The organism is Sorangiineae bacterium MSr11367 (genome assembly GCA_037157805.1).
Taxonomy (GTDB): Bacteria; Myxococcota_A; Polyangia; order Polyangiales; family Polyangiaceae; genus Pendulispora; species Pendulispora rubella.
The window spans coordinates 4,454,007-4,479,847 of the sequence record CP089983.1; the positions used below are offsets into that span (position 1 = coordinate 4,454,007).

21 protein-coding genes are annotated in these 25,841 nt (G+C 64.4%); 9 read left to right on the top strand and 12 right to left on the bottom strand.

Annotation, left to right across the window (positions count from 1 at the left end; all coding sequences use genetic code 11):
- Positions 1 to 120: 120 nt before the first annotated feature.
- Positions 121 to 1,869: a DNA polymerase/3'-5' exonuclease PolX gene (gene polX / locus LVJ94_17820; protein WXB09079.1), complete on the bottom strand. Its 1,749-nt coding sequence runs from the start codon at positions 1,867 to 1,869 to the stop codon at positions 121 to 123.
- A gap of 80 nt (positions 1,870 to 1,949) precedes the next feature.
- On the opposite strand from polX, the gene LVJ94_17825 reads away from it, so the two are divergent.
- The 3 genes from LVJ94_17825 to LVJ94_17835 are packed head-to-tail and all read left to right on the top strand — an operon-like array spanning position 1,950 to position 5,187.
- Positions 1,950 to 2,414 carry a PaaI family thioesterase gene (locus tag LVJ94_17825; protein ID WXB09080.1) on the top strand — a complete coding sequence of 155 codons (465 nt, stop codon included), beginning with the start codon at positions 1,950 to 1,952 and terminating at the stop codon, positions 2,412 to 2,414.
- Entirely contained in the window at positions 2,411 to 3,631 is a 1,221-nt protein-coding gene (locus tag LVJ94_17830; GenBank protein ID WXB09081.1) for an HlyD family secretion protein, read from the top strand. The genes LVJ94_17825 and LVJ94_17830 overlap by 4 nt, the downstream gene beginning before the upstream one ends.
- Positions 3,628 to 5,187 (top strand): DHA2 family efflux MFS transporter permease subunit, encoded by a 1,560-nt coding sequence (locus LVJ94_17835; GenBank protein WXB09082.1) that lies wholly within the window; start codon positions 3,628 to 3,630, stop codon positions 5,185 to 5,187. Before LVJ94_17830 ends, LVJ94_17835 begins: the two co-directional genes overlap by 4 nt.
- A 49-nt stretch (positions 5,188 to 5,236) precedes the next feature.
- Here LVJ94_17835 and katG read toward each other — a convergent pair whose 3' ends face one another.
- Both katG and LVJ94_17845 read right to left on the bottom strand, forming a co-directional pair.
- On the bottom strand, positions 5,237 to 7,420 hold the full coding sequence (katG, locus tag LVJ94_17840; protein WXB09083.1) for a catalase/peroxidase HPI: 2,184 nt from the start codon (positions 7,418 to 7,420) through the stop codon (positions 5,237 to 5,239).
- 239 nt (positions 7,421 to 7,659) lie between these two features.
- The gene (locus LVJ94_17845; protein ID WXB09084.1) at positions 7,660 to 8,961 is read right to left on the bottom strand and encodes a DcaP family trimeric outer membrane transporter; all 1,302 of its coding nucleotides are present in this window, start codon (positions 8,959 to 8,961) and stop codon (positions 7,660 to 7,662) included.
- A 227-nt stretch (positions 8,962 to 9,188) separates the two neighbouring features.
- Between LVJ94_17845 and LVJ94_17850 the strand changes: the two genes are divergently transcribed.
- Positions 9,189 to 11,927, top strand: coding sequence for a helix-turn-helix transcriptional regulator (locus LVJ94_17850; protein ID WXB09085.1), 2,739 nt, complete (start codon positions 9,189 to 9,191; stop codon positions 11,925 to 11,927).
- Positions 11,928 to 12,161: 234 nt separating this feature from the next.
- Here the strand turns inward: LVJ94_17850 and LVJ94_17855 are convergent, their stop codons facing one another.
- The 6 genes from LVJ94_17855 to LVJ94_17880 form a co-directional block, all read right to left on the bottom strand.
- A complete protein-coding gene (locus LVJ94_17855) occupies positions 12,162 to 12,662 on the bottom strand; it encodes a DUF5662 family protein (GenBank protein ID WXB09086.1) in 501 nt (166 codons plus the stop codon).
- 10 nt (positions 12,663 to 12,672) lie between these two features.
- A complete protein-coding gene (locus LVJ94_17860; protein WXB09087.1) occupies positions 12,673 to 13,449 on the bottom strand; it encodes an FkbM family methyltransferase in 777 nt (258 codons plus the stop codon).
- On the bottom strand, positions 13,433 to 13,993 hold the full coding sequence (locus LVJ94_17865; GenBank protein WXB09088.1) for a hypothetical protein: 561 nt from the start codon (positions 13,991 to 13,993) through the stop codon (positions 13,433 to 13,435). Before LVJ94_17865 ends, LVJ94_17860 begins: the two co-directional genes overlap by 17 nt.
- Positions 13,993 to 15,003 carry a hypothetical protein gene (locus LVJ94_17870; GenBank protein WXB09089.1) on the bottom strand — a complete coding sequence of 337 codons (1,011 nt, stop codon included), beginning with the start codon at positions 15,001 to 15,003 and terminating at the stop codon, positions 13,993 to 13,995. Before LVJ94_17870 ends, LVJ94_17865 begins: the two co-directional genes overlap by 1 nt.
- A gap of 359 nt (positions 15,004 to 15,362) precedes the next feature.
- On the bottom strand, positions 15,363 to 17,120 hold the full coding sequence (locus tag LVJ94_17875) for a feruloyl-CoA synthase (GenBank protein WXB09090.1): 1,758 nt from the start codon (positions 17,118 to 17,120) through the stop codon (positions 15,363 to 15,365).
- Positions 17,121 to 17,247: 127 nt separating this feature from the next.
- The gene (locus LVJ94_17880; GenBank protein WXB09091.1) at positions 17,248 to 17,844 is read right to left on the bottom strand and encodes a porin family protein; all 597 of its coding nucleotides are present in this window, start codon (positions 17,842 to 17,844) and stop codon (positions 17,248 to 17,250) included.
- 174 nt (positions 17,845 to 18,018) lie between these two features.
- Here LVJ94_17880 and LVJ94_17885 point away from each other — a divergent pair, with 174 nt between their 5' ends.
- The gene (locus tag LVJ94_17885; GenBank protein ID WXB09092.1) at positions 18,019 to 19,329 is read left to right on the top strand and encodes a winged helix DNA-binding domain-containing protein; all 1,311 of its coding nucleotides are present in this window, start codon (positions 18,019 to 18,021) and stop codon (positions 19,327 to 19,329) included.
- On the opposite strand, the gene LVJ94_17890 is transcribed toward LVJ94_17885, so the two are convergent.
- Genes LVJ94_17890 through LVJ94_17900 form a run of 3 tightly spaced genes read right to left on the bottom strand, consistent with a single transcriptional unit; the run spans position 19,285 to position 22,442 of the window.
- Positions 19,285 to 20,214 carry a 1-phosphofructokinase family hexose kinase gene (locus tag LVJ94_17890; protein ID WXB09093.1) on the bottom strand — a complete coding sequence of 310 codons (930 nt, stop codon included), beginning with the start codon at positions 20,212 to 20,214 and terminating at the stop codon, positions 19,285 to 19,287. The genes LVJ94_17885 and LVJ94_17890 overlap by 45 nt on opposite strands.
- A 22-nt stretch (positions 20,215 to 20,236) precedes the next feature.
- Entirely contained in the window at positions 20,237 to 21,166 is a 930-nt protein-coding gene (locus LVJ94_17895) for a carbohydrate kinase family protein (GenBank protein WXB09094.1), read from the bottom strand.
- Positions 21,167 to 21,179: 13 nt separating this feature from the next.
- Positions 21,180 to 22,442 (bottom strand): hypothetical protein, encoded by a 1,263-nt coding sequence (locus LVJ94_17900; protein WXB09095.1) that lies wholly within the window; start codon positions 22,440 to 22,442, stop codon positions 21,180 to 21,182.
- Between the two features lie 80 nt (positions 22,443 to 22,522).
- On the opposite strand from LVJ94_17900, the gene LVJ94_17905 reads away from it, so the two are divergent.
- The 4 genes from LVJ94_17905 to LVJ94_17920 are packed head-to-tail and all read left to right on the top strand — an operon-like array spanning position 22,523 to position 25,841.
- The gene (locus LVJ94_17905; GenBank protein WXB09096.1) at positions 22,523 to 23,455 is read left to right on the top strand and encodes a hypothetical protein; all 933 of its coding nucleotides are present in this window, start codon (positions 22,523 to 22,525) and stop codon (positions 23,453 to 23,455) included.
- A 2-nt stretch (positions 23,456 to 23,457) separates the two neighbouring features.
- Positions 23,458 to 24,705: an amidohydrolase gene (locus tag LVJ94_17910; protein WXB09097.1), complete on the top strand. Its 1,248-nt coding sequence runs from the start codon at positions 23,458 to 23,460 to the stop codon at positions 24,703 to 24,705.
- Positions 24,702 to 25,580 (top strand): DeoR/GlpR family DNA-binding transcription regulator, encoded by an 879-nt coding sequence (locus LVJ94_17915; GenBank protein ID WXB09098.1) that lies wholly within the window; start codon positions 24,702 to 24,704, stop codon positions 25,578 to 25,580. Before LVJ94_17910 ends, LVJ94_17915 begins: the two co-directional genes overlap by 4 nt.
- Before the next feature lie 51 nt (positions 25,581 to 25,631).
- Positions 25,632 to 25,841 (top strand): hypothetical protein, encoded by a 210-nt coding sequence (locus LVJ94_17920; protein WXB09099.1) that lies wholly within the window; start codon positions 25,632 to 25,634, stop codon positions 25,839 to 25,841.

The following is a 25,841-nucleotide window of genomic DNA, read 5'->3' on the forward strand; positions in this document are numbered from 1 at the left end:
GCAGCAGCGCGGAACGCTGGTTTTGTGGTTTCCAATCAGCGCCGTGGGCCGATTTGAAATCCTAAAAATCTTCCCGTCTTCCCGTCTTCCTGTAAATCCTCTCGGAGGGTACGCGTGTGTCTATGCCGATCCGCCGCCGTCGCGTTTGGCTTGGGTCCAGGCGATGAGTCGCTCGGCCGTGCCGGCGTTCACCACTCGGTCTGGGTCCACCCACGCGCGCTCCGCGTTCAACGATGCATAGCGCACGCGCTCCAATTCGTCGGCGTGGTGGGCATCGCTGGTGAGCACGAACTGGATATCCCGCCCGCGTGCCCTCCGAAGTGCCTCGACGGACATATCGAGGCGGGGCAGGGCGCCGTTCACCTCCAGCGCGGTGCCCGTGCTTTCCGCCGCCTCCAGGATTGCGTCCAGATCCAGCTCGATGGGGGGCCGCCCGCCGATCATGCGCGCCGACAGATGCCCGATCATGCGCACCGTGGGATCCTGCATCGCCGTCACGATGCGCTTCGTCTGTGCGGCGCGGTCCAATTCGAAATGGTCGTGCACCGATGCCAGGCAGAAATCGAACCCGCGCCGGAACTCCAAGTCGTAGTCCAGCTCACCGTTGGGCCCGATGTTCAGCTCCACGCCGTGGAGCAACTTCAGCGAATCTCCGAGCTCCGCTTGCATCGCCCGGATCTTTTCGCGCTGCTCCAGAAATGCCTCTCGCCCCACACCGGACAGCGTTCCCTCGGCGTGATCGGTCAGCGCCAGCACGGCGTAACCGCGTGCCTTGGCGGCGGCCACCACGTCCTCGATCGAGGAGCGCCCGTCGCCCGACACCGTGGTGTGCACGTGAAAGTCGCCCATGACCTTTCCCATGCGCCGCGGCAAGGACCCCGTTTCCGCCGCCTCGATCTCGCCCGCATCTTCCCGCAGCATGGGCGGAATGAAGCGAAGGCCCAGCGCCTCGTAGATCTGCTCTTCCGTTTCGCTGGCAACGACTTTGCCGCCTTCGAGCTCCGACAGCGCGTACTCGTTGAGCGTCCACCCGCGCGTGAGGGCGCGCTGGCGAAGCTTGATGTTGTGCCCTTTGGAGCCGGTGAAGTACATGAGCGCGGCGCCCAGCTGGTGCTGCGCGACCACCCGTAGATCCACCTGCGTTCCGCGCTTGGTGACCACGCTCGTCTTCGAGTCGCCCTGCACGAGCACGCGCTCGACCAGGTTCATCGACACGAACGCCTCCATCACACGGGCCGGATCTCCGCCCGCGACCATGATGTCCACGTCGCCCACCGTCTCGCAGAAGCGACGCAGGGAACCGCAGTAGGACGCGTGCGTCACCCCGGGCAACTCGAGCATGCGCGCCACGACGCGGTTGGCCAGCGGCAGCGCCACCGAAATGGGCGTGCGCGAGGTCGTGCCCTGTTGTTCGAGCCGCGCCAGCGACGCCGCGAGCTTCTCCTCCGACTTCGCGCCGAAGCCCTTGAGCCCGCGCAGCTTTTGCGCTGCCAGCGCCGCGCGCAGATCGTCGATGGAGTGCACGTCGAGTTCGGCGCGCAGGCGCTTCACCGCCTTGGGACCGAGGCCCTGGATGCGCAGCAACGCCACCACGCTCGGCGGGTGCTTCTGCCGCAACACTTCCAGCTTCTCGACCTTGCCCGTGTCGAGCAGCTCGCGGATTTTTTCCGCCGTGCTTTTGCCGATCCCCTCGATCTTCTGAAAATCCTTCGCGGTGAGCTTCCCCAGATCCGTGGCCTGCGCCTCGATGGCATTGGCTGCGCTCTCGTAGGCGCGCACGCGGAACGACTGGGGATCGCCCTCCTCGATCATCGTGAGCTCGGCGAGCTCGTGAAGCATGTCGAGGACGTCTTGCTTCGAATCGGACATGCCCACCTTGTAGCCCAAAACGAACCGTGCTGCTCGGGGGCTTGACCCACGTATGATTAGCATCATATTACGGTCGTACGATGAAAGAAACGGCACGGATTCCCAAGACGCAAGGGCACCTTCGTTGGATCGAGCAACTGGTTCGCGGTGAGGTTCCGCCGCCGCCGTCGGCGCAGCTCGTTGGCTTCCGCATCGTCCAAATCGAACCGGGGCGGGCGGTTTTCGAGTTGGATGCAGGCCCCCAGCACACGAACCCCATGGGAACGATGCATGGCGGCATCCTCTGCGACTTGGGCGATGCGGCCATGGGCATGGCGATGTCGTCGACCCTCGAGGACGACGAGACGTTCACCACCATCGAGCTCTCGGCGAAGTATTTCAAACCGGTCCGAACGGGACGGCTCACGGCCGTGGGGCGCGCGATCAAGCGCACGCGGAGCCTGGGCGCCCTCGAGACCGACATCACCGACCAAGCCGGCAGCCTCGTGGCCCGTCTCTCGAGTACCTGCATGGTGCTGCGTGGCGAGGAGGCCAAGGGCCGATGAGCGCCGCAACTTCGACGACCGACGTGGTGGCCACGGACGCCGCCGCCCCGCCGCGCAAACGACGCACCCCGAGGCTTCTTGCGGCACTTGGCACGGTAGCCCTGGTGGGCGCGGGAAGCTGGTACGCGCTCACCGCCGGGCGTGAGAACACGGACGATGCGCAGGTGGAGGGCCGTGTGATGAACGTGTCCGCGCGCGTGTCCGGCCAAGTGCTCCACGTGCGCGTGACCGACAATCAAACGGTGGACGCGGGCGATGTGCTCGTGGAGCTCGACCCCGCGGATTACCAGGCCAGGTTCGATGCAGCGCGCGCCGATGTGGTGGCTGCGCGGGCGCAGGTCGAGGGCGCGCGGGCGTCGCTCTTGCTCATCGAGAAGACCGCGCCGGCGAACGTGGTGCAGGCCAAGGGCGGGGTGACCTCGGCCACGTCATCCATGGCGTCGGCGCAGGCCTCCATCGCGGAGGCCAAGGCCGATTACGCGGCCGCAGCATCGCGCAAGGCGCTGGCGGAGCTCAATTTGAAGCGGTCGCGCGCCCTGGTCGAGCAAAATGCCGTGCCGCAGCTGGATCTCGATTCGAGGCAGACGGAGTTCGACAATGCGAGCGCGCAGCTCGATCAGGCGCGTGCGCGGCAGCTGGCCGCGGAGGCGGCCCTGGCCGGCTCGAACGGTGGCATCGTCCTCGCGAAGGGCCGCCTCACCGCGGCGGATACGTCGATGGAGCAGGTGTCGTCCGCGCGCGCGGCGCTGGCGCTCGCCGAGGCGAAGGTCGAGCAGACCGAGTCGGCGCGCAAGCTGGCAGAGCTCAATCTGTCGTACACGACGCTCCGTGCGGCCCGTCGGGGTGTGGTCTCGCGGCGCACCGTCGAAGAGGGACAGATGGTGAGCCCCGATCGTCCGCTGTTCGCCATCGTGCCGCTGGACGACGTGTGGGTGGTGGCGAACTTCAAAGAGGACCAACTCGCCGAGATGCACGCCGGCCAGCCGGTGAGCGTGCGGCTCGATACGTACGGCCGCCGCGATTTCCAGGCCCACGTGGAGAGCATTGCCGGGGGAACGGGCGCGCGTTTCGCGCTTCTTCCGCCGGACAACGCGACGGGCAACTTCGTCAAGGTCGTGCAGCGCGTTCCGGTGTTGGTGCGGTTCGACGCTCCGCTGGACGTGGACCTCCGCCCGGGCATGAGCGCCGACGTCACCGTTCGAACGAGGCCGCGGTGAGCGCCGCGGACGAGGGAACGCTTCTGCGCGGGAACAAGGTGCTCATCACCATGGGCACCATGTTTGCCGGATTGATGGCATTTCTCGATATTTCCATCGTGAACGTGGCGCTGAACGACATTCGCGCCAACTTCGGCACGCCGCTGGATCGCATTGCGTGGATCTCCACGGCGTACGCAATGGCGAACATCACGATCATCCCCATGTCGGGCTGGTTGCTCAAGCGCTTCGGATTCCGCCGCTATTACACGGCGTCCATTCTCGTCTTCACGGCGGCCAGCGCCTTGTGCGGCCTCTCGTGGAATCTCCTTTCCCTGGTGGTATTTCGCATTCTCCAGGGACTGGGCGGCGGCGCCATCATTCCAACGTCGCAAAGCGTCCTGTTCTCGCGCTATCCGGAAAAGCAGCACGGCATGGCCGGTGCGCTCTTTGCCATTGGCGCGATCACCGGGCCACTCCTTGGGCCGACCATTGGCGGATACTTGGTCGACTTTGCAAGTTGGCATTGGATCTTCTTCGTCAATATTCCATTCGGCCTCTTTGCCGCCTACATCGCCTGGACCCAAATCGAGCAACCGGGCTTCGTTCCCGACCGTGCACCGGTGGATCGCTTTGGCATCGCCCTATTGGCCGTCGGCATGGTGTCGCTGCAATACGTGCTCGAGGAGGGGAATCGTGATGGCTGGTTCGAGAGCACGACCATCACGGTGCTGGCCGTGGTGGCGGCGATTTCCCTCATCGGCTTCATCAGCCACGAGCTGGAGACACCGCACCCGGTGGTCGAATTGCGCGTATTTGCCAATCGCGGATACGCGGCCGCCACCACGCTCAACTTTCTCGTGGGGACGGCCGTTTTCGCGGGCTCGCTCTTGTTGTCGCTCTACTGCGGCAACATCATGCATTACCGCGCCCTGGAGATCGGGCACGTTTTCCTCCTGGGAAGCTGGATCCAGATCTTGATCTTCCCCCTGGCGGGCCGCCTCGTCACTAAAGTCGATCCTCGCCTTCTCCTCGTACTGGCCAATACTGGCATCTTTACGAGCCTCTGGCTGAATGCGCACCTCACCGCGGACGCGGACCTCGGGGCCATCGTCAAACCGCTCTTCATCCGCGCCGTGGGCACGGGCATCGGCTTCGTGCCCCTCACGTTTCTCGCCGTCCAAGCGCTCCCCATCGCACAGCGCCCCGGCGGCACCGCTTTGTTCAACCTGACGCGCGAGCTCGGCGCCTCGATCGGCACCGCGTGGATGACCACCATGCTCGATCGCGAAAGCAAACGAGCCTTCACCTTCATGACCAGCCATGTGGATGCCTACAGCCCCCTGGTGGCTGATCAAGCCTCCCTGCTCGAGCACGGCCCCGGTGCGCGCCTGGCCGATCCCCACGGCGCCGCCCTCGCGGTGCTGAAGCTCCGCATCGATCAGCAGGCGTTGCTTCGCGCCTTCAATGGGAACTTTATGATGCTTGCCCTTGCATTCCTCGCCGCGAGCTGGCTCATTCTTTTGATGCGAAAGCCAAAGACCGGCGCCACCGTCGATACGAAGGCCGCGCATTAAAAGAGTGCAGGCGCCACGCGGGCGCCCGCACTTCATCCGAAACGCGCGCTCAGCGGACGTCGAAGCGATCGAGGTTCATCACCTTCGTCCACGCGGCGACGAAGTCACGGACGAACGATGCCTGCGCGTCCGAGCTTCCATAGACCTCCGCGATGGCGCGGAGCTGGGCATTGGAGCCGAAGACGAGATCGACCCGCGTCCCGGTCCATTTCACCGCGCCGGTCTTGCGATCGCGGCCTTCGAACACGTCCTTCGCGTCCGACGTGGCGGTCCACTCCGTGCCCATGTCGAGCAGGTTCACGAAGAAGTCGTTGGTCAGCGCCCCCGTCTTCGTGGTGAAGACGCCGTGCTTCGACCCGTCGAAGTTGGCCCCGAGCACGCGGAGTCCGCCCACGAGCAAGGTCATCTCGGGCGCGGTCAAGGTGAGCAGCTGCGCCTTGTCGAGAAGGAGCACTTCGGCCTGCACGCTGTAGCGGGTCTTCTGGTAATTGCGGAACCCGTCGGCGAGCGGCTCCAGCACGGCGAACGACGTGACGTCGGTCTGCTCCTGCGTGGCATCGGTTCGTCCGGGGGTGAAGGGAACCGTCACCGCATGACCGGCGTTCTTCGCGGCCTGCTCGATGCCCGCCGAGCCGGCGAGCACGACCAAGTCGGCGAGCGAAATCTTCTTCCCGCCCGAGGCCGCGCCGTTAAAGTCGCGCTGGATGCCGCCGAGTGTCTCGAGCACCTGCGCGAGCTTGGCGGGCTCATTGACCGCCCAATCCTTCTGCGGTGCGAGTCGAATGCGCCCGCCGTTGGCTCCGCCGCGCTTGTCCGAGCCGCGGAAGGAGGAAGCCGCGGCCCACGCCGTGGAGACGAGCTGCGCGACGGACAGGCCCGACGCGAGGATCTTGCTCTTGAGCGAGGCGATGTCCTTCTCGTCGACCAGCGGATGATTCACCGCGGGGACGGGATCCTGCCAGAGGAGCTCTTCGGCCGGCACCTCGGGTCCGAGGTAGCGGGCGCGCGGTCCCATGTCGCGATGGGTGAGCTTGAACCACGCGCGCGCGAACGCATCGGCGAATTGATCCGGGTGCTCCATGAAGCGCCGGGAGATCTTCTCGTACGCCGGATCGAGGCGAAGCGCGAGGTCCGTGGTCAGCATCGCGGGGGCGATGCGCTTCGACGTGTCGTGCGCGGCCGGGACGGTGCCCGCGCCGGCATCACCTTTCGGTTTCCATTGGTGCGCGCCCGCGGGGCTCTTCGTGAGCTCCCACTCGTAACCGAACAAGTGCTTGAAGAAGTCGTTGTTCCACTTCGTCGGCGTGGTGGTCCAGGTGACCTCGAGACCGCTCGTGATGGCGTCGACGCCGATGCCGGTATTGAACCCGCACTTCCAGCCGAGGCCCTGGGCTTCGATCTCGCCCGCTTCCGGATCGCAGCCAACCTGCGATGCCTCGCCCGCGCCGTGCGTCTTGCCGAAGGTGTGGCCGCCGGCGATGAGCGCGACGGTCTCCTCGTCATCCATCGCCATACGTCCGAACGTGTCGCGGATGTCCCGCGCCGCCGCGATCGGATCGGGGTTCCCGTTCGGCCCCTCCGGATTGACGTAGATGAGCCCCATCTGGACGGCCGCCAGCGGATTGGCGAGATCGCGCTCACCCGAGTAGCGGGTGTCGCCGCCGAGCCATTTCTTCTCCGTACCCCAGTACACATCCAGATCCGGCTCCCACACGTCCTCGCGGCCGCCGGCGAAGCCGAAGGTCTTGAATCCCATGCTCTCGAGCGCGACGTTGCCGGTGAGAATGAAGAGGTCGGCCCAGGAGATCTTGCGGCCGTACTTCTGCTTGATCGGCCAGAGCAGGCGGCGCGCTTTGTCGAGGCTCGCATTGTCCGGCCAGCTATTGAGCGGCGCGAAGCGTTGCTGCCCGCGCCCGCCGCCGCCACGTCCGTCTCCGATGCGGTAGGTGCCGGCGCTGTGCCATGCCATGCGAATGAACAGCGGTCCGTAGTGACCGAAATCCGCAGGCCACCACGACTGGGAGTCGGTCATCAGCGCAGCGAGGTCTTTTTTCAGCGCCGCGAAGTCGAGGCTTTGGAATTCCTTGGCGTAGTCGAACTCCCCGCCCATTGGGTCGGATTTGGAGGAATGCTGATGGAGAAGATCGATCGGAAGCTGGTTCGGCCACCAGTCACGGTTCGACGTGCCGCCGCCGACGGCGTGATGGAACGGGCATTTGCTCTCGGTTGCCATGGGGAATCCTTTCGGGAAAGGTCTGCGTGCGTCCGCTTTAGGGGGTCAGGATGCACTGCGTGCCGTGACATCGCCAAGACATCGTTTCAATGAGATTGATAGGCTGGTCCTATCAGCCTTCGACCGCGTTTCTCCGCACGGCAGCAGCTCCTCGACCACTTCCTGGTTAGCGCTTCCGCTGTCTTCGCGCGATAGCAAAATCCATCTACCGACCGAGGCGATGGTCGAACCGGAGCCTGCTAGAAAAGAGAAAAAAGCGCCGTCGTCGTGATGCGGTGCATCGTTCCCACTTGCGAGGGCGCCGCGTCGTTGCCGAACGTGTGCCGCTGCGAGAACGCATATTCGAGGCCGAACTCGACCTGCTTGGTCAGGGTGAAGAACGTATTCACGAACAGCTCTTCGATCCTCTGGTTCACGAACGGGTCGATCAGCTCGCCCGTTGCCGGATCGACCGTCGCTTCGTAGGGCGCGTCCGCGGTGCTGGCCCCGTTGTTCGCCATGAGCGTTTGACTCCAGACGGCATTGGAGCGCAGCTGCGGACTCCACACGTGGGTATAATTCACGTGGTACCCGAGTGCGTTCCACAGGACGAAGCTATCCCCGGTGTTCGTCGCAGCTTGCCCGGTCGTTCCTGCGGCAACGATGTAACGTCCGATGCCCCGTCCGCCCGCGACGGTGGTGCGGAACGTGTCATTGAATATTTTCACGGCTGCCGCCGCACTGACACCCCACCCATACTTCGAATACGAATCCGCACCCGGCGCGCCCGCATCGCGGTACTGCGTCGCCACGGCACCCACCGAGGCCGTGCCCCAATCGCCGGCCATCGAGAAACGACCGATCAGATCGGGGATACGCTGCACTTTGCGGGTGAACGGCTGTTTCGTTCCCGGGCCGTCGGTGATCCCATTTTGATCGGTTCCCGGTGCGTTCTCGAGCGCGAGGGCGAAGCTGGAACGGGCGGGAAGGGGAATGACGTAGCGGATCATCGGCTGGCGGATGGCCGCGGTGGAGCCCGGGCCAATCCAGTCCACGACGTCGGGAAATGCCACGAGATCGAGAAAGGTCGTCCACGTCTGGCCGACCAGCAGCGTTCCGTACCGGCCGCTCAAGGTGCCGTAGGCATGCCGCAGCCGGAAGAGTACCGAGTTGGTGAACGTCTGGCTCGAGAGGAGATTGCCGGACCAGAAATCGCCCTCGATGCGACTCCCGATGTCGGCCCACCCCGCGTCCGTCATGGTGGCGATGCCGAGGCGACTCGTGCGGGCCGTCATGTAGAGCTGCCCGTTTTTCCGGCCCTCGAAGCTCGAATTGAGCGGAAGCCGCGAGGTGAGCGTCCCGAAATCCTCCCCCGTGACGAGCGGATCGCGGCTCTTGAAGTCGTACGTCACGTCGAGCCGCGCATGGCCCGACAAGGTGAGCGTCGTCGTCGTTCCGGGAATGCGGAACGTGCCGGGCGGCAGCTCGTCGGCCCCCGCGTCGCCGGAAAACGATACCACCGCCGCCATCACGACGCGCGCAGCCGTCGATCGAAGCTTCAAGACGAGCCCCCTTGTTCGGGTGAGCTTCACCCATAACGGAGGTCCCGCCATGTGTCTACGATAGGATTGTAGACAATCTTCAGAAATCGACGCGTGCGGTGTCGGTGGAGAGTGCGGCCGAAGCCGCTGGGCCTCGACACCTCAGCCGCGGCGCGTTAGAATCGAAAGCGGGTTTGCCATCAGGGGGAACATTGGGCTCGATCGGGTATGCATTCGGTGCTTTTCGGTTGGATCCCGGATCACGCGCGTTGCATCTGCTCGAGGAGCAGGTTCGCCTCGGTGTGCGCGCGTTCGACATCCTTCGCGTGCTGGTCGAGCGCGCGGGGAGCGTGGTTTCGGCCGACGAGCTCATGGCCCTGGTCTGGCCGGACGTCGTCGTCGACGAGACCAACCTGCGCGTCCAAATCGGTGCCCTTCGAAAGGTGCTCGCGCGCACCGAGCGCGGGCAGCAAGCCATCGAGACGGTTCCCCGTGGCTACTGCTTCACGCTGCCGGTTTCACGGGTGGACACCCATCCCGCGACGGTAGCGTCCGGCGAGCGCGCCGCGCACAACCTCCCCGTGCGGCTGGCCACCATCGTGGGGCGCGCGGAGACGATCGACCTCCTCGCGGAGGCGCTGAACGACCAGCGCTTGGTCACCGTCACCGGTCCCGGGGGCATCGGCAAGACCACGGTGGCCATTGCGGTGGCGCAGCGTTGCTTGCCGCGTTTTGCAGACGGAATCTGCTTCGTCGACTTCTCGTCGCTCTCCGATCCGAACCTCGTGGCCAGCGCCGTCGCTTCGGCACTCGGGATTGGCCTGCTTCCCGACGAGCCGCTCGCCGGCCTGCTCTCGCATTTGCGTGGCAAGCGCATGCTCCTTCTGCTCGACACGTGCGAGCACGTGGTGGAGTCCTCCGCCGGGCTCGTGGAAGCGCTGTTGTCGGGGCTCCCCGAGCTGCGCATCCTCGCGACCAGCCGTGAAATTCTGCGGGCGGCGGCGGAGTGGGCGTATCGCCTGCCGCCGCTGCCCCACCCGTCGCAGCCGGAAGGATTGAACGCGGCCGACGCCCTCTCGTACGCCGCGGTCGGCCTTTTCGCACAGCGCGCCCGGGCGAGCGACGATGGGTTCGAGCTGCGGGATGCCGACGCTGCGAGCGTGGCGGCGATCTGCCGGCGGCTCGACGGGATGCCGCTGGCCATCGAGTTCGCCGCGGCGCGGGTGGGGGAGCTCGGCGTGCGCCAGATCGCCACCCGCTTGGACGATCGCTTCGGCGTGCTGTCGCAGGGCCGGCGCACGGCGCTCCCGCGCCACAAGACACTCGAGGCGACCCTGGACTGGAGCTACGATCTTTTGCCGCCGGAAGAGCAGACGATGCTCCAGCGTCTCTCCGTCTTTCGAGGGCCGTTCAGCGGAGAGGCTGCCGTCGCTGTGGCCGGCCCCGAATCGACCCACTCGGAGGCGATGAATCATCTTTCCAACCTTTTTGCGAAATCGCTGGTGACCGCCGATATCGGCGGTGAAGTTCCATTTTATCGATTGCTCGATACGACGCGCGAGTTTGCGGCGGCGAAGCTCGCGGCCGCGCCGGTTCGGGATGCGGTCGCGCGGCGTCATGCGGAGTACATGCTCTCGACGGTGCGTGCCGCCGAAGTCGAGTGGGAGACCTCGGATCCCAAGGTTTGGACGGACGGCCATCGATATGTGATTGACGATCTGCGCGGTGCGCTCGATTGGGCCATGTCGGATCGCGGCGATCCTCTCCTCGGCGCGCAGATCCTCGCGCACTCGGCATTGCTCTGGTTCTTCTTGGCGCTGCTGGATGAATACGAGCGGCTTCTGCAGGGCGCCTTCGCCGCGCCCTGCGCGCTGCTGGCGCAGCATCCGCTCTTGGAAATTCGCCTGTGGGAAGCGTTTGCTTATACGGTATTGCACGTTCGCGAGCGCCAATCGCGGCAAGTGGCTGCGGACGCCTTCCGAAGAGCGCTCGGGACCGCGCGGCGCGAAGGGCTCGTCGATGCGCAACTCCGGACGCTCTGGGGCCTGCAGATCTGCGTGCTGCATAGCGGCGACCACCCGGGCACGATGGATGTCTTGAGGGAATTCGACGAGCTGACGACGAGCCTCGGACGCTCCGCCTTCACGCTCGTGCGCACGAGAATGGACGCCTTGGTCCTTCATTGCACCGGCGACCATGCGGGGGCGCGTGCATGCGCGAACGAGTTGCTCGAACACGCCGCCCTCGCCACGGGCGGGGTTCGCTATCGCGTGATTCAATTCGATACGCGGATTTCCGCGCACACGATACTCGCGCGCGTCCGCTGGCTCCAAGGCTTCCCCGAGCAGGCAAAAGAGCACGTTCGCGAGGCCGTCGCGCGTGCGCGCAGCATCGGCCAAGCGCTGCCTCTCTGCTACATGCTTTCGCTCGCGGCGATCCCCGTTTCGTTCTGGACGGGGGATCGCGTCGCGGCCGAGCGATACACGGCGGAGCTGTGCACGAGCGCGCTCGAGCACTCCCTCGCGACCTTTCACACCTGCGGGCTCGCCTACCAAGACATCTTGGACGGGGCACTCAACGGGCACGCGGAACGGCTCGAGGACACGGTCCTCTCGGAGTCCGTCGCCACGGTGGACGCGGCGCTGGCCTGCGACGCGGTCCTCGCGCGCGGGGAGGAGGGACTCGCCGCGTGGTGTGCCCCCGAGCGACTGCGGATCCGCGCCGCACGCATCCTCGAACGAGGCGCCGGTGAAAAGGAAGCCGAGACGCTCCTCCTTCGGGCCATCGATCTTGCACGGCACCAGCGCGCGCTATCCTGGGAGCTTCGCGCCACGATGACGCTGGTCGATCTCTGGACGCGCCAGCCCGAACGCCCCGTCGCCGAGGCATACGACCGGCTCGCGGAGGTCCGTGCGCGCTTCACCGAAGGCTTCGACACGACGGATTTGCTCCGCGCCGACGCACTCCTGCGTGGCGCGCCACGATAAACCTTCCCGCTCCCGAGTCTTGCGCACCCCGCAGAAGATTGAACAGGAAGGGGGGAAGGCGGGGAGGGAAACAACGCGAATCCCACCACATGCCAAGGCTTTTTTGGGTTTTCAGTTGGCTTCGTGAGCCAAGTAAAAAACCCAAACCAGCATCGGTGCGCGGTGGGATTTGTGCCGTATCCCTCCCCGCCTCCCCCCCTCCCTGTTCAATCCTCTCTCCGGCGTCGGCCGAAGTCAGCGCGCATGGCGTCGGTCCAGTTCGTCGATGGTGGCCAATACGAAATGACGCTTGCCCGGCGAGAATGGCCATTTGCCCAGGTTGTCCTCCGCCCAGGATCGTGCGCTTCCCGCGCCCGCGTGCAGCTCTTGCGCAATCGCGGTCCAATCGCAGACCATCTCGACGAGATCCAAGATGCCCATGGCATCGGGCGTGGCATGCGCTTCCGGGTGGTGAAGATTTCGCATGCGGTGATGCCGAAGCGCTTGCTCGACGGTGGTTTGGATCCCCTCGGGGTATTCGAAGACCGCCTTGGAGTCGTACCTCCAGGTGAGCCAAATATAGCCGGTGCGCTCCGAATCGTCGAACTTGCTCTGGTCGTGCACACGCGCGCGCGCCTCCAACTCGGATCGCTCCAGGCCCATGTACCCCTGGAGCAGGAGGAGGTTCTTCGCGACCAAACCGATGTGCATCCGCGTTCGTGCCTCGAAGCGCGCCACCATCGCCTCCGTCGGCATCGAAATGCCGTTAGCGCGCAGCATGGACGTTGTAGATTCCCGACTTGGCCAGCGCCGGTTCCTGGTCGATGGCCACGTCGAATCCGTGAGACTTCAGCATCGTCCGAATGACGCTCAACTCGGCCTCGTCGTGAACCTCCACCACGATTTGGTCGATGATGCGCCAATCGTCGGAACGAATGCCCCGCAGAATGGCCAATTCCGAGCGTTCGGCGTCGATCTTCAACAGATCGATCCTGGAGATGTTCCGCGCACGAACGATGCGCGACATGCTGCGCGTGGGGCAAGTCATCGTCGAGGTTCGTCCGAACCGCGGCAGCACGGTGGCTTCGACGTCCGCCCGCCGAACCGCTGCCGGGTCGGCGAAGTGCAAGGTGGATTCGACGACGAGCGACGAGTCTCGCCGAAGATCCGTGTGAAAGCCCGATAGAACGGAATACCCCGGGTAATACGTGAAGTCGACCTCGCCGTTTTCCTCGGAAAGACCGACTTGGAGCGTCTCGATGCCCTGCTCGAACCTCGCCGTGTTGTGCACCAGGCATGCATACGGCTCGCCGGCGGGCTCGAAGGCATGAAGGGTCGCATCCGGAAAGCGCTCTTTCATGAACAGTGTGAACAAGCCAATGTTCGCGCCCACGTCGAAGATGACGGGAGCCCTGGGCAGACGGACGCTGTATTTCAAATAGACCTCGTGCTCGAAGATCTCCCGGTAAAGGTATTCCGTCTCGTACGCGTTCACCTGCCGGAGGCCGTGCCGCGCGATGTACGACTCAAGGGATGATGCCATGGTTCGCTCCTGATTCGAGAATTTCGGCCCGGCCCGCCAACCAATGCGAATCCCATTCATCGGAGGAACGAACGCACACCAGGTCGGGCGTGATGCCGTACATCGCGTGCACGTAGCCTGCCGTGAGGGCTTCGGCACTCGACGAGGATTCGTCGCAAAGCATCAGCGCACCCTCCGCACTGGCCAAATCGCGCACCCTCCGGAGATAGCGCCTTTGGGCGCGGACGCTGGGTTCGGGCTGCACGGCGATGGCGCCGATGCGCTCGCCCGATTCGGCGATGGCCCGGCAGAGAAGCGCGGCACTCCCTGCCGAAACGACCTTCGATCCCGCTTGCGAGGCCAGTGCCTTCATGAGCGCGGAGGGCTTCGGCGGGGCGAGAACCAAAAGGCACGCGCGGCCGGAACGCCTTTGCGAGAGCTCCACGATGGTGTGCAGTGCCCGAAGGCTCGAGCCGCAGAAGCACATGTTCTCTAGGAGCGGCGACAGCCGTTTCAGCCGCTCCGAGATCCCGTCCCCGAATCCAGCCGTGGCGATGGCGCTCATCAGAACAGCCCGCGGGCGAATCCCTGAGCGGTGCCCCCGCTTTCGCTCGCGAGCCACGGTTCATCGAAATATTTGCGACACAATTCCTGGGCATCCAGCAGAAATCGAAGCGAAAAGTCCGGCTGTTGGATGGCCCGCATGGGGCGGTCGTAGGGGGTAAAGATGCTGAGCCAGGGCATGACGACGGCATGTTTCAACTGGCGATTCATGTCGGCCATTTTTTGGAACAAGGCCTCGGAGGTCTCCAGCGAGTCGATGCCCATGAGGTAAGTGACTTTGACGAAACGCTTGCCCAGCTCGGGGCGGGTGTCGAGGTAGCGCGCGTACGTCCACATCATGTCGAGAAATTCGTTGCTGTCGCGCCCTTTGCGTCCCACCTTCCCATTGAGGGCGATGTTCCGGTTGTCCTGATCGAAACATTCTAGGGTGATGAACACCTCGTAGCCGAGTTCGCGAATCACCACGTCGAACTGCTCTTCCGTGACGACGTTGTGCTCGAGGACCAAATAGCGCGAGGGCGATGCATGCGACTCGACGGATCGCCGCACGTCTTTCAGATGGTCCGTCAAGACATCGAAATTGCGAAAGCACCCGGTCACGATGGCCACGCTGTCCAACTGCGCGGCCGCCTCGGGATGCTGCGCGAAAACGCGATCCAACGTGGATCGCGACGAAAGCGTATCATCCATCCCATTGTTCACCCGCCCCGTCTTCGCTCCCGCACAAAGCGTGCATTTTTCCGGACACGCCGGATTCAGGTTGAGCGTCATCGATTGAAAGGGGGTCTGCTCCAAATTGGGATCGTAGTGAAAATACCAAAATGGAGTGGTGAATGGGATGGCTTGAGGCCGTGCGGTGGTTGGAATGTGATCGACCCAAACCCGGCCGTCCTGCATGCGAATATGAGGCCGATTCTTGGGCGGATGGCGATCCTTGAGAAGGAGATGGTACGCCTCGTACGGCAGCGGGATTAGAAAGAAATGATCCAATGCGGTGATGGAATCGGTCACTCGTACATAGGTGTGCGTGCGCCAATTTCCGGCGGGCGGCATCCCATGGGCGGTGAGGAACAATCGTAAGAATTGCTCCGGAGATATGGTTTCGGCGGCGTGAAGAATCGATGGCTCGCGGGCGTGATACTCCCGAGCAAGCCATCTGCATTCTTCTCGCCCAAAGAGGATGGGATGCTCGACGTGACCACGGAGGGTCGATGGCTCGTTCAAGTGAGGCATCTCGCCTAACTATGACGGCGCTCGTGACAATACCAATCAATTAACTTCGATGAATGTCTCTCAAATTTTCGATGATCGCGCGGGTGTCTTTCGAGCACGCATGCTGCGGCGGCCGAAGCGATGTCCAAGCTCGCCGGTCAGGTGCGGATGACGTCTGGGCCGGTGTCGGCGGCAAAGAGGCATTCCACCCATGCCGCGCGTCGATCGAGGACGGCGCGTTGGTTGATGTATCCCTTGTCGGTGATTTCGCCCGCGTCGATGGACGGCGGTTCGTCGAGGATCAAAGCATACCGCACGATCTGGCTGGTCGCTCCGTTCGCGCGGGCGTTGTGGGCGCGAAGTGCGGTTTCGATTTTCGTGCGCAGGCCCTCGTCCTTCGAGGCCGCGGCGCTGGGAAAGAGGAGCGCCGCCACGAAGTCGCGATCGTGGCCGGCGATGACCGCGTCTTGAACCAGCGGAGACAACGCGGCAATTAACCCGAGGCGCAATGCGCCCGTGTGCACCCAGGTGCCGCTGCTCAATTTGAAATTCTCGCTCACGCGGCCGTCGAAGACGATGCCCCGGTTCGGATTGGCGGGATCGGCGAGGCGGACGGCGTCGCCCGTTGGATAGAAGCCTTCGTCGTCGAGCATGGCGCGAAAGCCATCCGCGTCGTGCAAATAGCCCGGCGTGACCTGCGGCCCCTTCACGCGCGCCTCCAGCTTGGTGCCGTTGGGTACCAGCTTCAGCGTGGTGCCCGGGGTCGGTACACCGATGATGCTCGGATCGTCGATGGGAAAATGCACCTGCGTGACCAGCGGGGACGTCTCCGTCGCGCCCCACGCGCTCACGAAGGGCACGGCCTCGCCGCGCGTCCGTTCTCCCAAGCGAACCAGCCTGTCCCAAATGGGTCGTGGCAACGCTGCCGCGGCATAAAAGAGCAAATCAAGATCGCGAAAGAACGTCTCGGCGAGCGCGGCGTCGTTTTCCAAATAAGGCAACAGTGCATCGAAGCCGCGCGGCACATTGAAATACAGGGTAGGGGAGACGTGGCGCAGCACGTCGACCGTGTCCTCGATGCGGCCGGGAACGGGCTTTCCGCGGTCGACCCACAGCGTCCCGCCGTGCCAGAGGACCAAATTGAAATTGTGATTGCCCCCAAAGGTATGGCTCCAAGGAAGCCAATCGACGACCACCGGCGGGCGATCGCCCAAGAAGGGCCACCCCTGGGCCAGCGCCTGCTGATTCGAGCACAGCATGCGGTGCGTGTTGATGACGCCCTTGGGCGCGCCGGTCGAGCCCGAGGTAAAAAGGATCTTCGCCACCTGGTCGGGGCCAATGGCATTCAGCGCACCATCGACATCGGCGGAGTTCGAATTTGCGACCTCCAAAAGGGCGGAAAGTCCCACTGCGACACGGGTCGTGGGATCGAGAGGCAACGCCGCAATGGCGCGCGCGTAGGCGTCGCCGTCGGCGAACACCCAGCCCGGGTGCACCATCGCGTGCAACGTGCGCAGCTTCGCATGATCGCGCGACATGAGCGAATACGCGGCGGAGATCGGCACAACGGGAACCCCAGCCACCATGGCCCCCAAGGCCACCAAGGCATGGTCCACGGAGTTGTCCGAGACGATCATCACCGGCCGCGCGGGGCCGAGGCCATCGTCCAGCATGCGCGCGCCGAGGCGCCTTGCCGTTCGATAGGCCTCCCCGTACGTCACTTCCCGCGTACCGCCCTTCTTGGTGCGCTCCGCCAGAAACACCCGATCGGGCGCGCGCTCGGCCCACGCGCGAAGCACCGCGCCCAGATGCGCCGGGTAGTCGCCCAGCGCGCCCTGGGCGCAGAGAAGCATGCTGCCGTCGGGACGTTGCTCGATCGAGATCGCGGGATCGGCGAATCGGGGCGGACGGGCCATGGCGTCGATCCTAACGTCATGGCGCGCAACGCTGGAAGGGCATGCACCTCGCTCGGCATCGCGAGGCGTCCGAATCTTCGAAGACGCTGCGCGTCACCGCGAAGCGGTCCCGACGGAGGTCCCTCGCTTAGAAGCGGTACCCCACGGTGCCGTAGACGCCGATGGCGTTGGCATTTCCGCCGCCCGGCCCAAGGTCGGTGAAGATGAACGTGTACCGCGCGTCGATACCGGCATAGAGCTGGTCGGTGACGTTGTAGAGACCTTGCACGCCCGGCCAAACGGAGAATTTGACCTTGTTGTCGTGCTCATCGAGGCCTTTGATATCGCCGCCGGCGATGCCGACACCCGCACCGACGTACGGACGAATGGTGAACTGCGCGACGTCGAAGTTGTAGCCGACTTCACCGCCGAGGTTCATGACCCGACCCCTGGTTTTTCCAGTCGTTCCTTCGAGCTCACTGCCCAAGTTGTATTGAAACATACCGCCGAGATAGAGCTTCATGGGAAGCGTGTAGCCCGCCCGAACGCCGAAGCCGGCGCCATAGAGGTTGAAGCTGTCTTTTGCGTTGCTATCCAAAGAATTGTTGAAGCCATAACCGCCGAACGCGGCCACGCTAATGGGATGATCGGTGCTCGGCGTCGGCGAGGTTTCCGCCGCGTTCGCGCTCGAGGCGGCCGCAACGAAGAAGGTACCTGACAAAAGCCCGATTAAGATTTTTCGCATGATGGAGAGATCCTTATGTGAATAAGTGCGTGCTGCTCTATGCACGGGCTACAATGCATTTTGCTTGCCGCAGCGGTGCGCGCGTCGAAAATGCCGTTTCCTGCGGTCTTTTGCAGCAATCCACACTGCGTTCGGCGATACGCGTCATCCAATCACTACGCCCAGGTACGTGAAGTGGAAGTCACACCTTGCAACCTGTGGTACGACGGGCGCGATATGCTTGCATTGAGTGCGCGGCAGGCGCGCCACCTCCACCTCGCAGCGCAAGGTTTGCTCGTGCCGCCCCGCGGCCGGGCCAAGAAGGCCGACGTTCTGGCCGCCATCGCGCGGATGCAGCTTTTGCAGATCGACACCATCCACGTCGTGGCGCGCAGCCCGTACTTGGTTCTCTTTTCCCGGCTCGGTGACTACCAGCCTGGGTGGCTGGAGGCTCTCTTGGCCGAGGGGGCCATCTTCGAAACGTGGGCGCACGAGGCGTGCTTCGCCCCCATCGCGGATTACGCCCTGCACCGGCGTCACGTTGACGGGCGCAACCATTGGGCGCGCCGCCAAGCCCAGCGCATGCACGACGACCACCGCGAGGCCATGGATCGCCTGCTCGCGCACGTGCGCGAGCTCGGGCCGGTGAAGTCGTCGGACTTCGAGCGCAACGACAAGGGCGGCGAAAAACGGTGGTGGTGGGGCTGGAAGTCGGAGAAGCGCTGGCTGGAGGCGCTTTTCGTCCTGGGCGAATTGATGATCGCCCGCCGCGACAAGTTCCAACGCGTCTACGACTTGACCGAGCGTGTCCTCGCCGCGGCAGCCCCCGACGTCGATCCGACGGTGAGCCCTTCCGAAGAAGAGATGCGCCGCACCTTCATCGTGCGCGCCGTTCGCGCCCTCGGTGTCACCCAGGCGCGATGGATCGCCGACTACTTCCGACTCGGGCGGCGGCTCAAAGACGTCGAGCTCGACCCCTTCGTCGAGTCGGGTGACATCGTGCGCGTCGAGGTCGAAGGCTGGGGCAACCCCGGGTACATGCATGCTGCACATACCGAGCTCGTGCAAAGCCCCCTTCGCGCCACGCACAGCACCCTGCTTTCGCCGTTCGATCCCGTCGTTTGGGATCGCGAGCGCGCCACCGGCATGTTCGATTTCGACTACCGCATCGAATGCTACGTCCCGGCGGAGAAACGCCAATACGGTTACTTCGTATTGCCCATTCTGCGCCGGGGGGCCCTGGTGGGCCGGCTCGACGCCAAAGCCCATCGCGTGGACGGTATTTTCGAGATCAAATCGGTTTACCTCCAGCCCGGCCAACGCCCCACCGAGGCACTGACCCGCGACGTGGCCGAGGCCATTCGAACGTGCGCGGCGTGGCACCGCACCCCGAAAGTCCAAATCCGCAAAAGCGATCCCCGCCCTTGGGCGAAATCGCTCCGCGCGGCATTGGCGGCTCCGTCAGCGCGAAAACGGAAAGGTGCGGACCTTGACGAGGGGGAATAGCTTTTCCACGTCCTCGCGTCGGAAGAAGCCGGTCTCGCCGGTGAGCGCATTGGCGGCGCCGCAGGCCACCCCCAGCCGGAACGTGGCCTCGAAGGACCAATCGCGGGCAAGCCCCACGGTCATCCCGCCCACGAGCGCATCGCCGGAGCCCACGGGGTTGATGCACGCGTCGATCTCCACCGAGGCGTGAAGGCACACGCCGTGGGAGAAGGCGAGGGCGCCTTGGTCACCCAGCGACACGACGACGAGTGCGATGCCCTCGTAGGCCATGCGCTGCGCGGCGGCGGCCGCTGCCTCGAGGCCGTCGATGGGCATCGAGAGCCATCTTTCGGCCTCATCGCGATTCGGCTTCACCATGAACGGACCGGCGGCGATGGCATGCCGCAGCGGATCCCCGCTGGCGTCCACGATGCAGCGCGTCCCGAGCGACTCCACCAGCTTGGCGTAGGTCTGCTCGGAGATGCCGCGCGGCAGGCTGCCCGAGAGCACGGCCACCCGGGAGGCGTCGGCCAGCTTGCGGAAGGTTGCCAGCAGCTCGCCCTCGATCCGCGAATCGATCTCGGGCCCCGCCTCCAGAATTTCCGTGATGCGGCCCGACTGCTCGCGGATGGCAAAACAGGTGCGGATCGGCTGCTCGATTTCGATGCCGTGGAAGGCGACCCCGCGCGCGCCGAGCCAGTCTTCGAAGGTGGTGCGGTAACCGCGGTCGATCAGCCCCACCAAGGCGACGGGCTCGCCCAGGGCGGCAATGCCGGTGGCCACGTGCAACCCTTTGCCGCCGGGGTACGCCTGCACGCCGGTGGTTCGGTGGACCTTGCCGAGTGAAAGTTCTTCGAGCTGGATGAGCTCGTCCATCGACGTATTGAAGCCACCAACCGTAATCACCGTTCCGTCCTCGTCCGTCTCGTCAATCCTGTTTGCGTCGTCTCAGCACGGACAGCGCCTGGTCGCGTGTTGGCTGGGACGCCGTGCCTCCGATGCCCAGCGTCGAAAGAGATGCACAAGCCGCGCCGAACCGCATGCACTCGACCAGGCTATCGCCGCCGAGCCATGCGTGGAGGAAGCCCGCGTTGAACGAATCGCCCGCGCCCGTCGTGTCGACGGGCTGCACCGGAAACGCCGGGACGCGCACCACCTCGCCGCGATGCAAGGTGATGGCGCCCTCCGCTCCGAGCTTGGCCACCGTTTTAGCGGGCACGCTTTCCATGGCATGCAGCGCTTCGACGACATCCTCGCGTCGTGCGATGCGTTGGAGCTCCACCTCGTTCGGGAAGAAAAGATCCACCTCCGCCAGCGTGGACAGTAGATCGTCCGACCAGCGTTCGCTCGGGTCGTAACCTGGATCGAGCGACGTGGTCAGCCCGGCGCGGTGGGCGCGCTCGAACAACGCGCGGCAGCCCGGCCGAAGCTTTTTCTGGAGGTAGTACGACGAGACATGAAGATGCGCCGCGCCCTCGAAGACGTCGTCCCCGATGTCGTCGGCGCCCAGCTCGGCCGAGCTCCCCAAGAACGTGACCAGCGCGCGATCGCTCGGGCCGGAGATGGCCACCGTCACACCGGTCTTGAGCTCGGGCTCCGCGCGAACCCGTGCGACGTCGATCCCGGCGCCTGCCATCGTCTCCCTGCAGAACGCGCCCCAGGAATCGGCCCCCACCTTTCCGACGAAGGAGACCGGTGTTCCCAGCCGGGCGAGCCCCATCGCACAGATGGCCGAGGCGCTGCCCAGCACCATGCCCAGATCGTCGACCACGACCTCCTTGCCCGGCGCCGGAAAAATCGGACAACCGCGGAGCACCAGGTCGACGTTGATCTCGCCCGCGACCAGAACCTTCCTCATGACCCGCCCCCTTTCACGACACACTCAGCGGGGGGCTATGAATTTCGAATTTCTCGACGACGCGACGAATGACGTTGTCGGGTGAGGGCGCATCCGGGCGAAGCCCCAGCGCTCGGCACTGAAAGAACGCGAGAAGCTGACCCACCAAGACATCGAGGACCGGAAGATCGCCGTCGTCGACCATGGGCGTGCCCGTGTCCACCACGACGTCTTGCGGGCCGACGATCGACTCGGGTACCTGGCTGCCGACGAGGACCTTCGCCAGGCCGAGGCCTTTGCCGCCTAGTTCCTCCAGCAGGTCCATCTCGTAGGCGCGCGCGATGGGATCCGACGACAGGAAGCACACGAGCAAGGTGTCGCGTTGCGCTGCGCACATCGGTCCGTGGCGAAGACCGAGGTACGTTTCACCAAAGGTGAAAACTTGGCCTCCTGTCATCTCGAGCATTTTGAGAGCCGACTCCCGGGCTGCGCCGAAGCGTGCCCCGCTACCTAGATAGATGGCCGAACGGAAGTCACTTCGTGCCACATTCGCGAGCGGGCTGCACTCGCCGAGGACGTCCGCTGCGACACGGGCCACCCGCTCCACGCGGCGAACGTACGACGCCGTGTCGTCCAGGCTCGTCAGGGCGTGGCCGGCAAGGAATAGGTTGGTGAAGCTCGAGGTCATCACCAGGCTGCGGTCGTTCGTGTTCTTGTCGAGCACGACGCAGGTCACCCGCGCATCGGTCCGGTACTTCGTGGCGAGGGCGCCCTCCGCATTGCAGGTGTAAATCAGATGCCGCGCCCGGGGGTGGGCGCGAAGGAAGTGATCCACCAGCGCGTCGCTCTCGGGGCTGTCCCCGGAGCGGGCGAACGAGACGACCAACCCGGGGTGGGCGAAGACCGATGCCTCCGAGGGATGCGTGAGCACGTTGCCCGCTGGCACGGCGAGCGCGGGCACGCGAAACGCCTGCTGGTACGTGGGCGCGAGGCATTGTGCGATGCAATGCGAGCTGCCCGAGCCCGTGAGGAAGAACGACCCCGTCCCATCGCCCTCGCGAATACCCACTTCGGAGAGCAGCCGCACGAGGTCGGGCGCGCCCTGCGCCGCCGCCTTCGCCGTCTCGAGCCACGTGATCGGTTGCTGCGCGATCTCGCGCAAGGTGTGGAAGTACCCCGCATCCCTGCGGTCGCTCTCCGCCGTCGAGAGAAGCGTGCCCAATTCTCGGGTACCCTTCAATTGGTTCAACCAATCATCCAGTGACGGCGTCTCACCTCGCAGCGCGCCAATTGACATGAGAAACTCCTCCTTGTAAGGAAACGAAAGAAAATCGAAAGAAAACGAAAAGTAACAAAATGAACCGACAAGAGCAACCTGTGCGTCCAACCCCCGATCTCGGTGTCCGGACATCGCGCCCCCGGCTCGGAAATCTGTCCCTTTCGCTCGGCAAACGGGTGCGGCTTCATCGGCTGCTGTATGCCAGCGGGCCCAGGAACGGGAACTTGCTCGTCCTTCCGCTCGATCAGGGACTCGAACATGGGCCGGCGGACTTCTTTCCCAATCCGGCTGCGCTGAATACCGATTACCCATTCCGCCTGGCGGCGGAGGGGAATTATTCGGCCATGGCGTTGGGCATCGGCCTGGCCGAGAAATACATGGATCAGTACGCGGGGACGATTCCGCTCATCCTCAAGCTCAATGGCAAGACGAACATCGCGGACGATGCCGAGGCGGTGTCGCCGATGTTTGCCAATGTCGAAGACGCGGTGCGCCTCGGCGCCGATGCGGTGGGATATACGCTTTACATCGGCTCGCCACGGCAAGATCACGAGATTCTCCAGTTTCAGCGGGTTCGTCAGGATTGCGCGCGATTTGGAATGCCCATTGTCATGTGGGCCTATCCGCGCGGGCGCGCCATCGATGCGAAGGGCGGAAAGGGCACGTTGTACGCCCAAGACTACGCCGCCCGTGTCGCCGAGGAACTAGGCGCCGACATCGTGAAACTGCATGAGCCAGAATCAGACAACGAGCGCTGCCCGGAGCCGTACCGTTCGCTCCGAGAAGACACCGCGGAGCGCTTGCGCCGCGTGGTCCGTTCCGCGGGAAAGACGATGGTCCTCTTTTCGGGAGGGGAGAAAAACGACGATGATGACGCCGTGATCCACAAGGTGAAGCTTTATATGGAGAGCGGCGCCACCGGCGTGATGTTCGGCCGCAACATGTGGCTGCGGCCGTACGATCGCGCGCTGGCCCTCACCCAGCGCGTGCAAACCTTGATGGCATCTCGGGTAGGTCCAGACGGGGAGTGACCATGAATCGACGCCAGTGGTTGACCATGACGGCAGCTGGACTCGTGTCCGCGGCTTGCGGCACCCTCCCCAAAAAGGGGAGGGACGGGGTGGGGGAGGCTACGGCGACGGCTGCAGGCACCGGCGGCGCCGGCAGCCCGGGCGGCTCCAAGCTCGTCCTGGACGACTTTCGCCCCAAGAGCATGCTCCATGTCGCGCAGACGCGCGTGCCGAAGGCGAAGTTCCCAGTCATCGACGTGCATACGCACATCACGTGGTCCAAGACCATGCGCAAAGGCGTCGCCGTCGGCGAGGAGAACCAGTTCTTCGCCGAGCCGCGCGCACTTCTCGACGTGATGAACCGCAAGAACGTGCAGATGATGGTCAACCTCACCGGCGGCACCAGCAAGGGCCTCGAGGATGCGATCCAAAAGCTCGATCGCACCTACGAAGGCCGCTTCGCCACGCTCACCGAGCCCTCCTACGGCCGCTGGCTCGAGCCCAAGTATCCGCAGCTCCAAGCCGACGCCATCCAGCACGCGCGCAAGGCTGGCGCGAAAGGCCTCAAAGTCCTGAAGACCCTCGGCCTCTACCTGCGCGAGCAGATCGACAGCGGCCCGCTGGTCAAAATCGACGACCGCCGCTTCGACCCGATGTGGGAAGCATGTGCTGCCAACAAAATGCCGGTGTGGATCCACATCTCCGATCCCGAGGCCTTTTTTCTCCCGACCGATCGAAATAACGAGCGCTACGAGGAGCTCTCGAACCACCCCGATTGGTCCTTTCATGGCAAGGATTTTCCCTCCAACGCCGAGCTGCTCGAGGCGCGAAACCGGGTGATCGCGCGCCACCCGAAGACGCAATTTCTCCTCTTGCACGTCGGCAACGCCGCGGAAAATCTTGCTTACGTTTCGCGCTGTTTGGACCTTTATCCCAACACCATGGTGGAAATAGGTGCACGCATCGGCGAACTTGGGCGCCAACCGCGAACATCTCGCAGGTTTTTCGACACGTATCAAGACCGTATCCTGTTCGGCACGGATGCCATTCCGCCACCCGTGGGCAACGAAGTGCCACAGCAGGTATTTGGCGACGAGCTTTATGAGATTTACTATCGGTTCCTCGAGACCGAAGATGAGTACTTCGATTATGCGCCGGCACCCGTACCGCCCCAAGGTCGCTGGGCCATCTATGGCCTCGGTCTTCCCGATCCGATTCTCCGCAAGGTGTATCACGACAACGCCGCACGTCTTTTGGGGCTGGTTGCATGACGCGCTCTTCTGAGGGGCCCAGGTCACAGTCCGGTGGCTCGGGAGGGGGCTCCTCAGGAACGCGGTCGCAGGCACCCAAGAACGCCGCGACCGCCACGAACAACACGAACCGCATGCTCGTCGAAGAACGCCGCCGCAAGATTCTGCAGATGCTCGACGAACAGGGCAGCGTCATGGTCGAGGAGCTGTCCGAGCGCTTCTCCGTCTCCACCGTGACCATCCGGGCCGATCTCGCATCGCTCGAGCGCACGGGCCGCTTGGTGCGTTCGCACGGCGGTGCGGTCAAACCGCAGGTTTACGACATGCCGCTCGGGGTCAAAGAGACCCTGCACCGCCGCGAGAAGGGCCGCATCGGCCAGGCCGCGGCGAAGATGATCCGCGATGGCGAAACGGTGCTGCTCGACTCGGGCACCAGCACCGCGGCCATTGCCCGCGAGGTGAAGGCGCTGCCGCTCCGCGCCCTGACGGTCATCACCAACGCGCTCAACATTGCGATGGAGCTCGCGGGGTTGCGGCACATCCGGGTCATCATGCTCGGGGGCATGCTGCGCGAGATGTCCTATTCCCTGGTGGGCCCGCACGCCGAGCAGATCCTCGAGCGCTTCCACGTCGACAGGCTCTTTCTGGGCGTCGACGGTGTCGATCCCGAGGTGGGCCTCACCACGCCGGACGTGCTGGAGGCCAAGCTCAATGCGCTCATGATTCGCGTCTCGCGTCAGGTCGTGGTGGTGGCCGACTCGAGCAAGTTCGGCCGGCGCAGCCTCTCGAAAATCGCCGACCTCGATGCCGTGCACAAAGTCGTCACGGACCGAAAAATCTCGGCCGAGATGGTTCGCGCGCTGAAGGCCGCCAACATCGAGGTGGTCATCGTTTAATCCGCCGCCTCATCGCTTGCGGTGCGACGCCTCCGCTCGCAAATTCGAGCCATGATGTTCGACCTTCGGCTCAGCGAAAGCGAAATGCGTCTGATGGCCAGCGCCCTCGACGAGCGCGTTCGGCACCTGTTCGATGAGCTCGTGCACACCGACGACCGCGCGCTCAAGCGCGATCTCGGCCAGCAGCACGCCGACTTCGAACGGCTCGCGGGACGTGTTCATCAGTTGATCGAATCGCCACCGGTGCAGCTCCCTTCATAG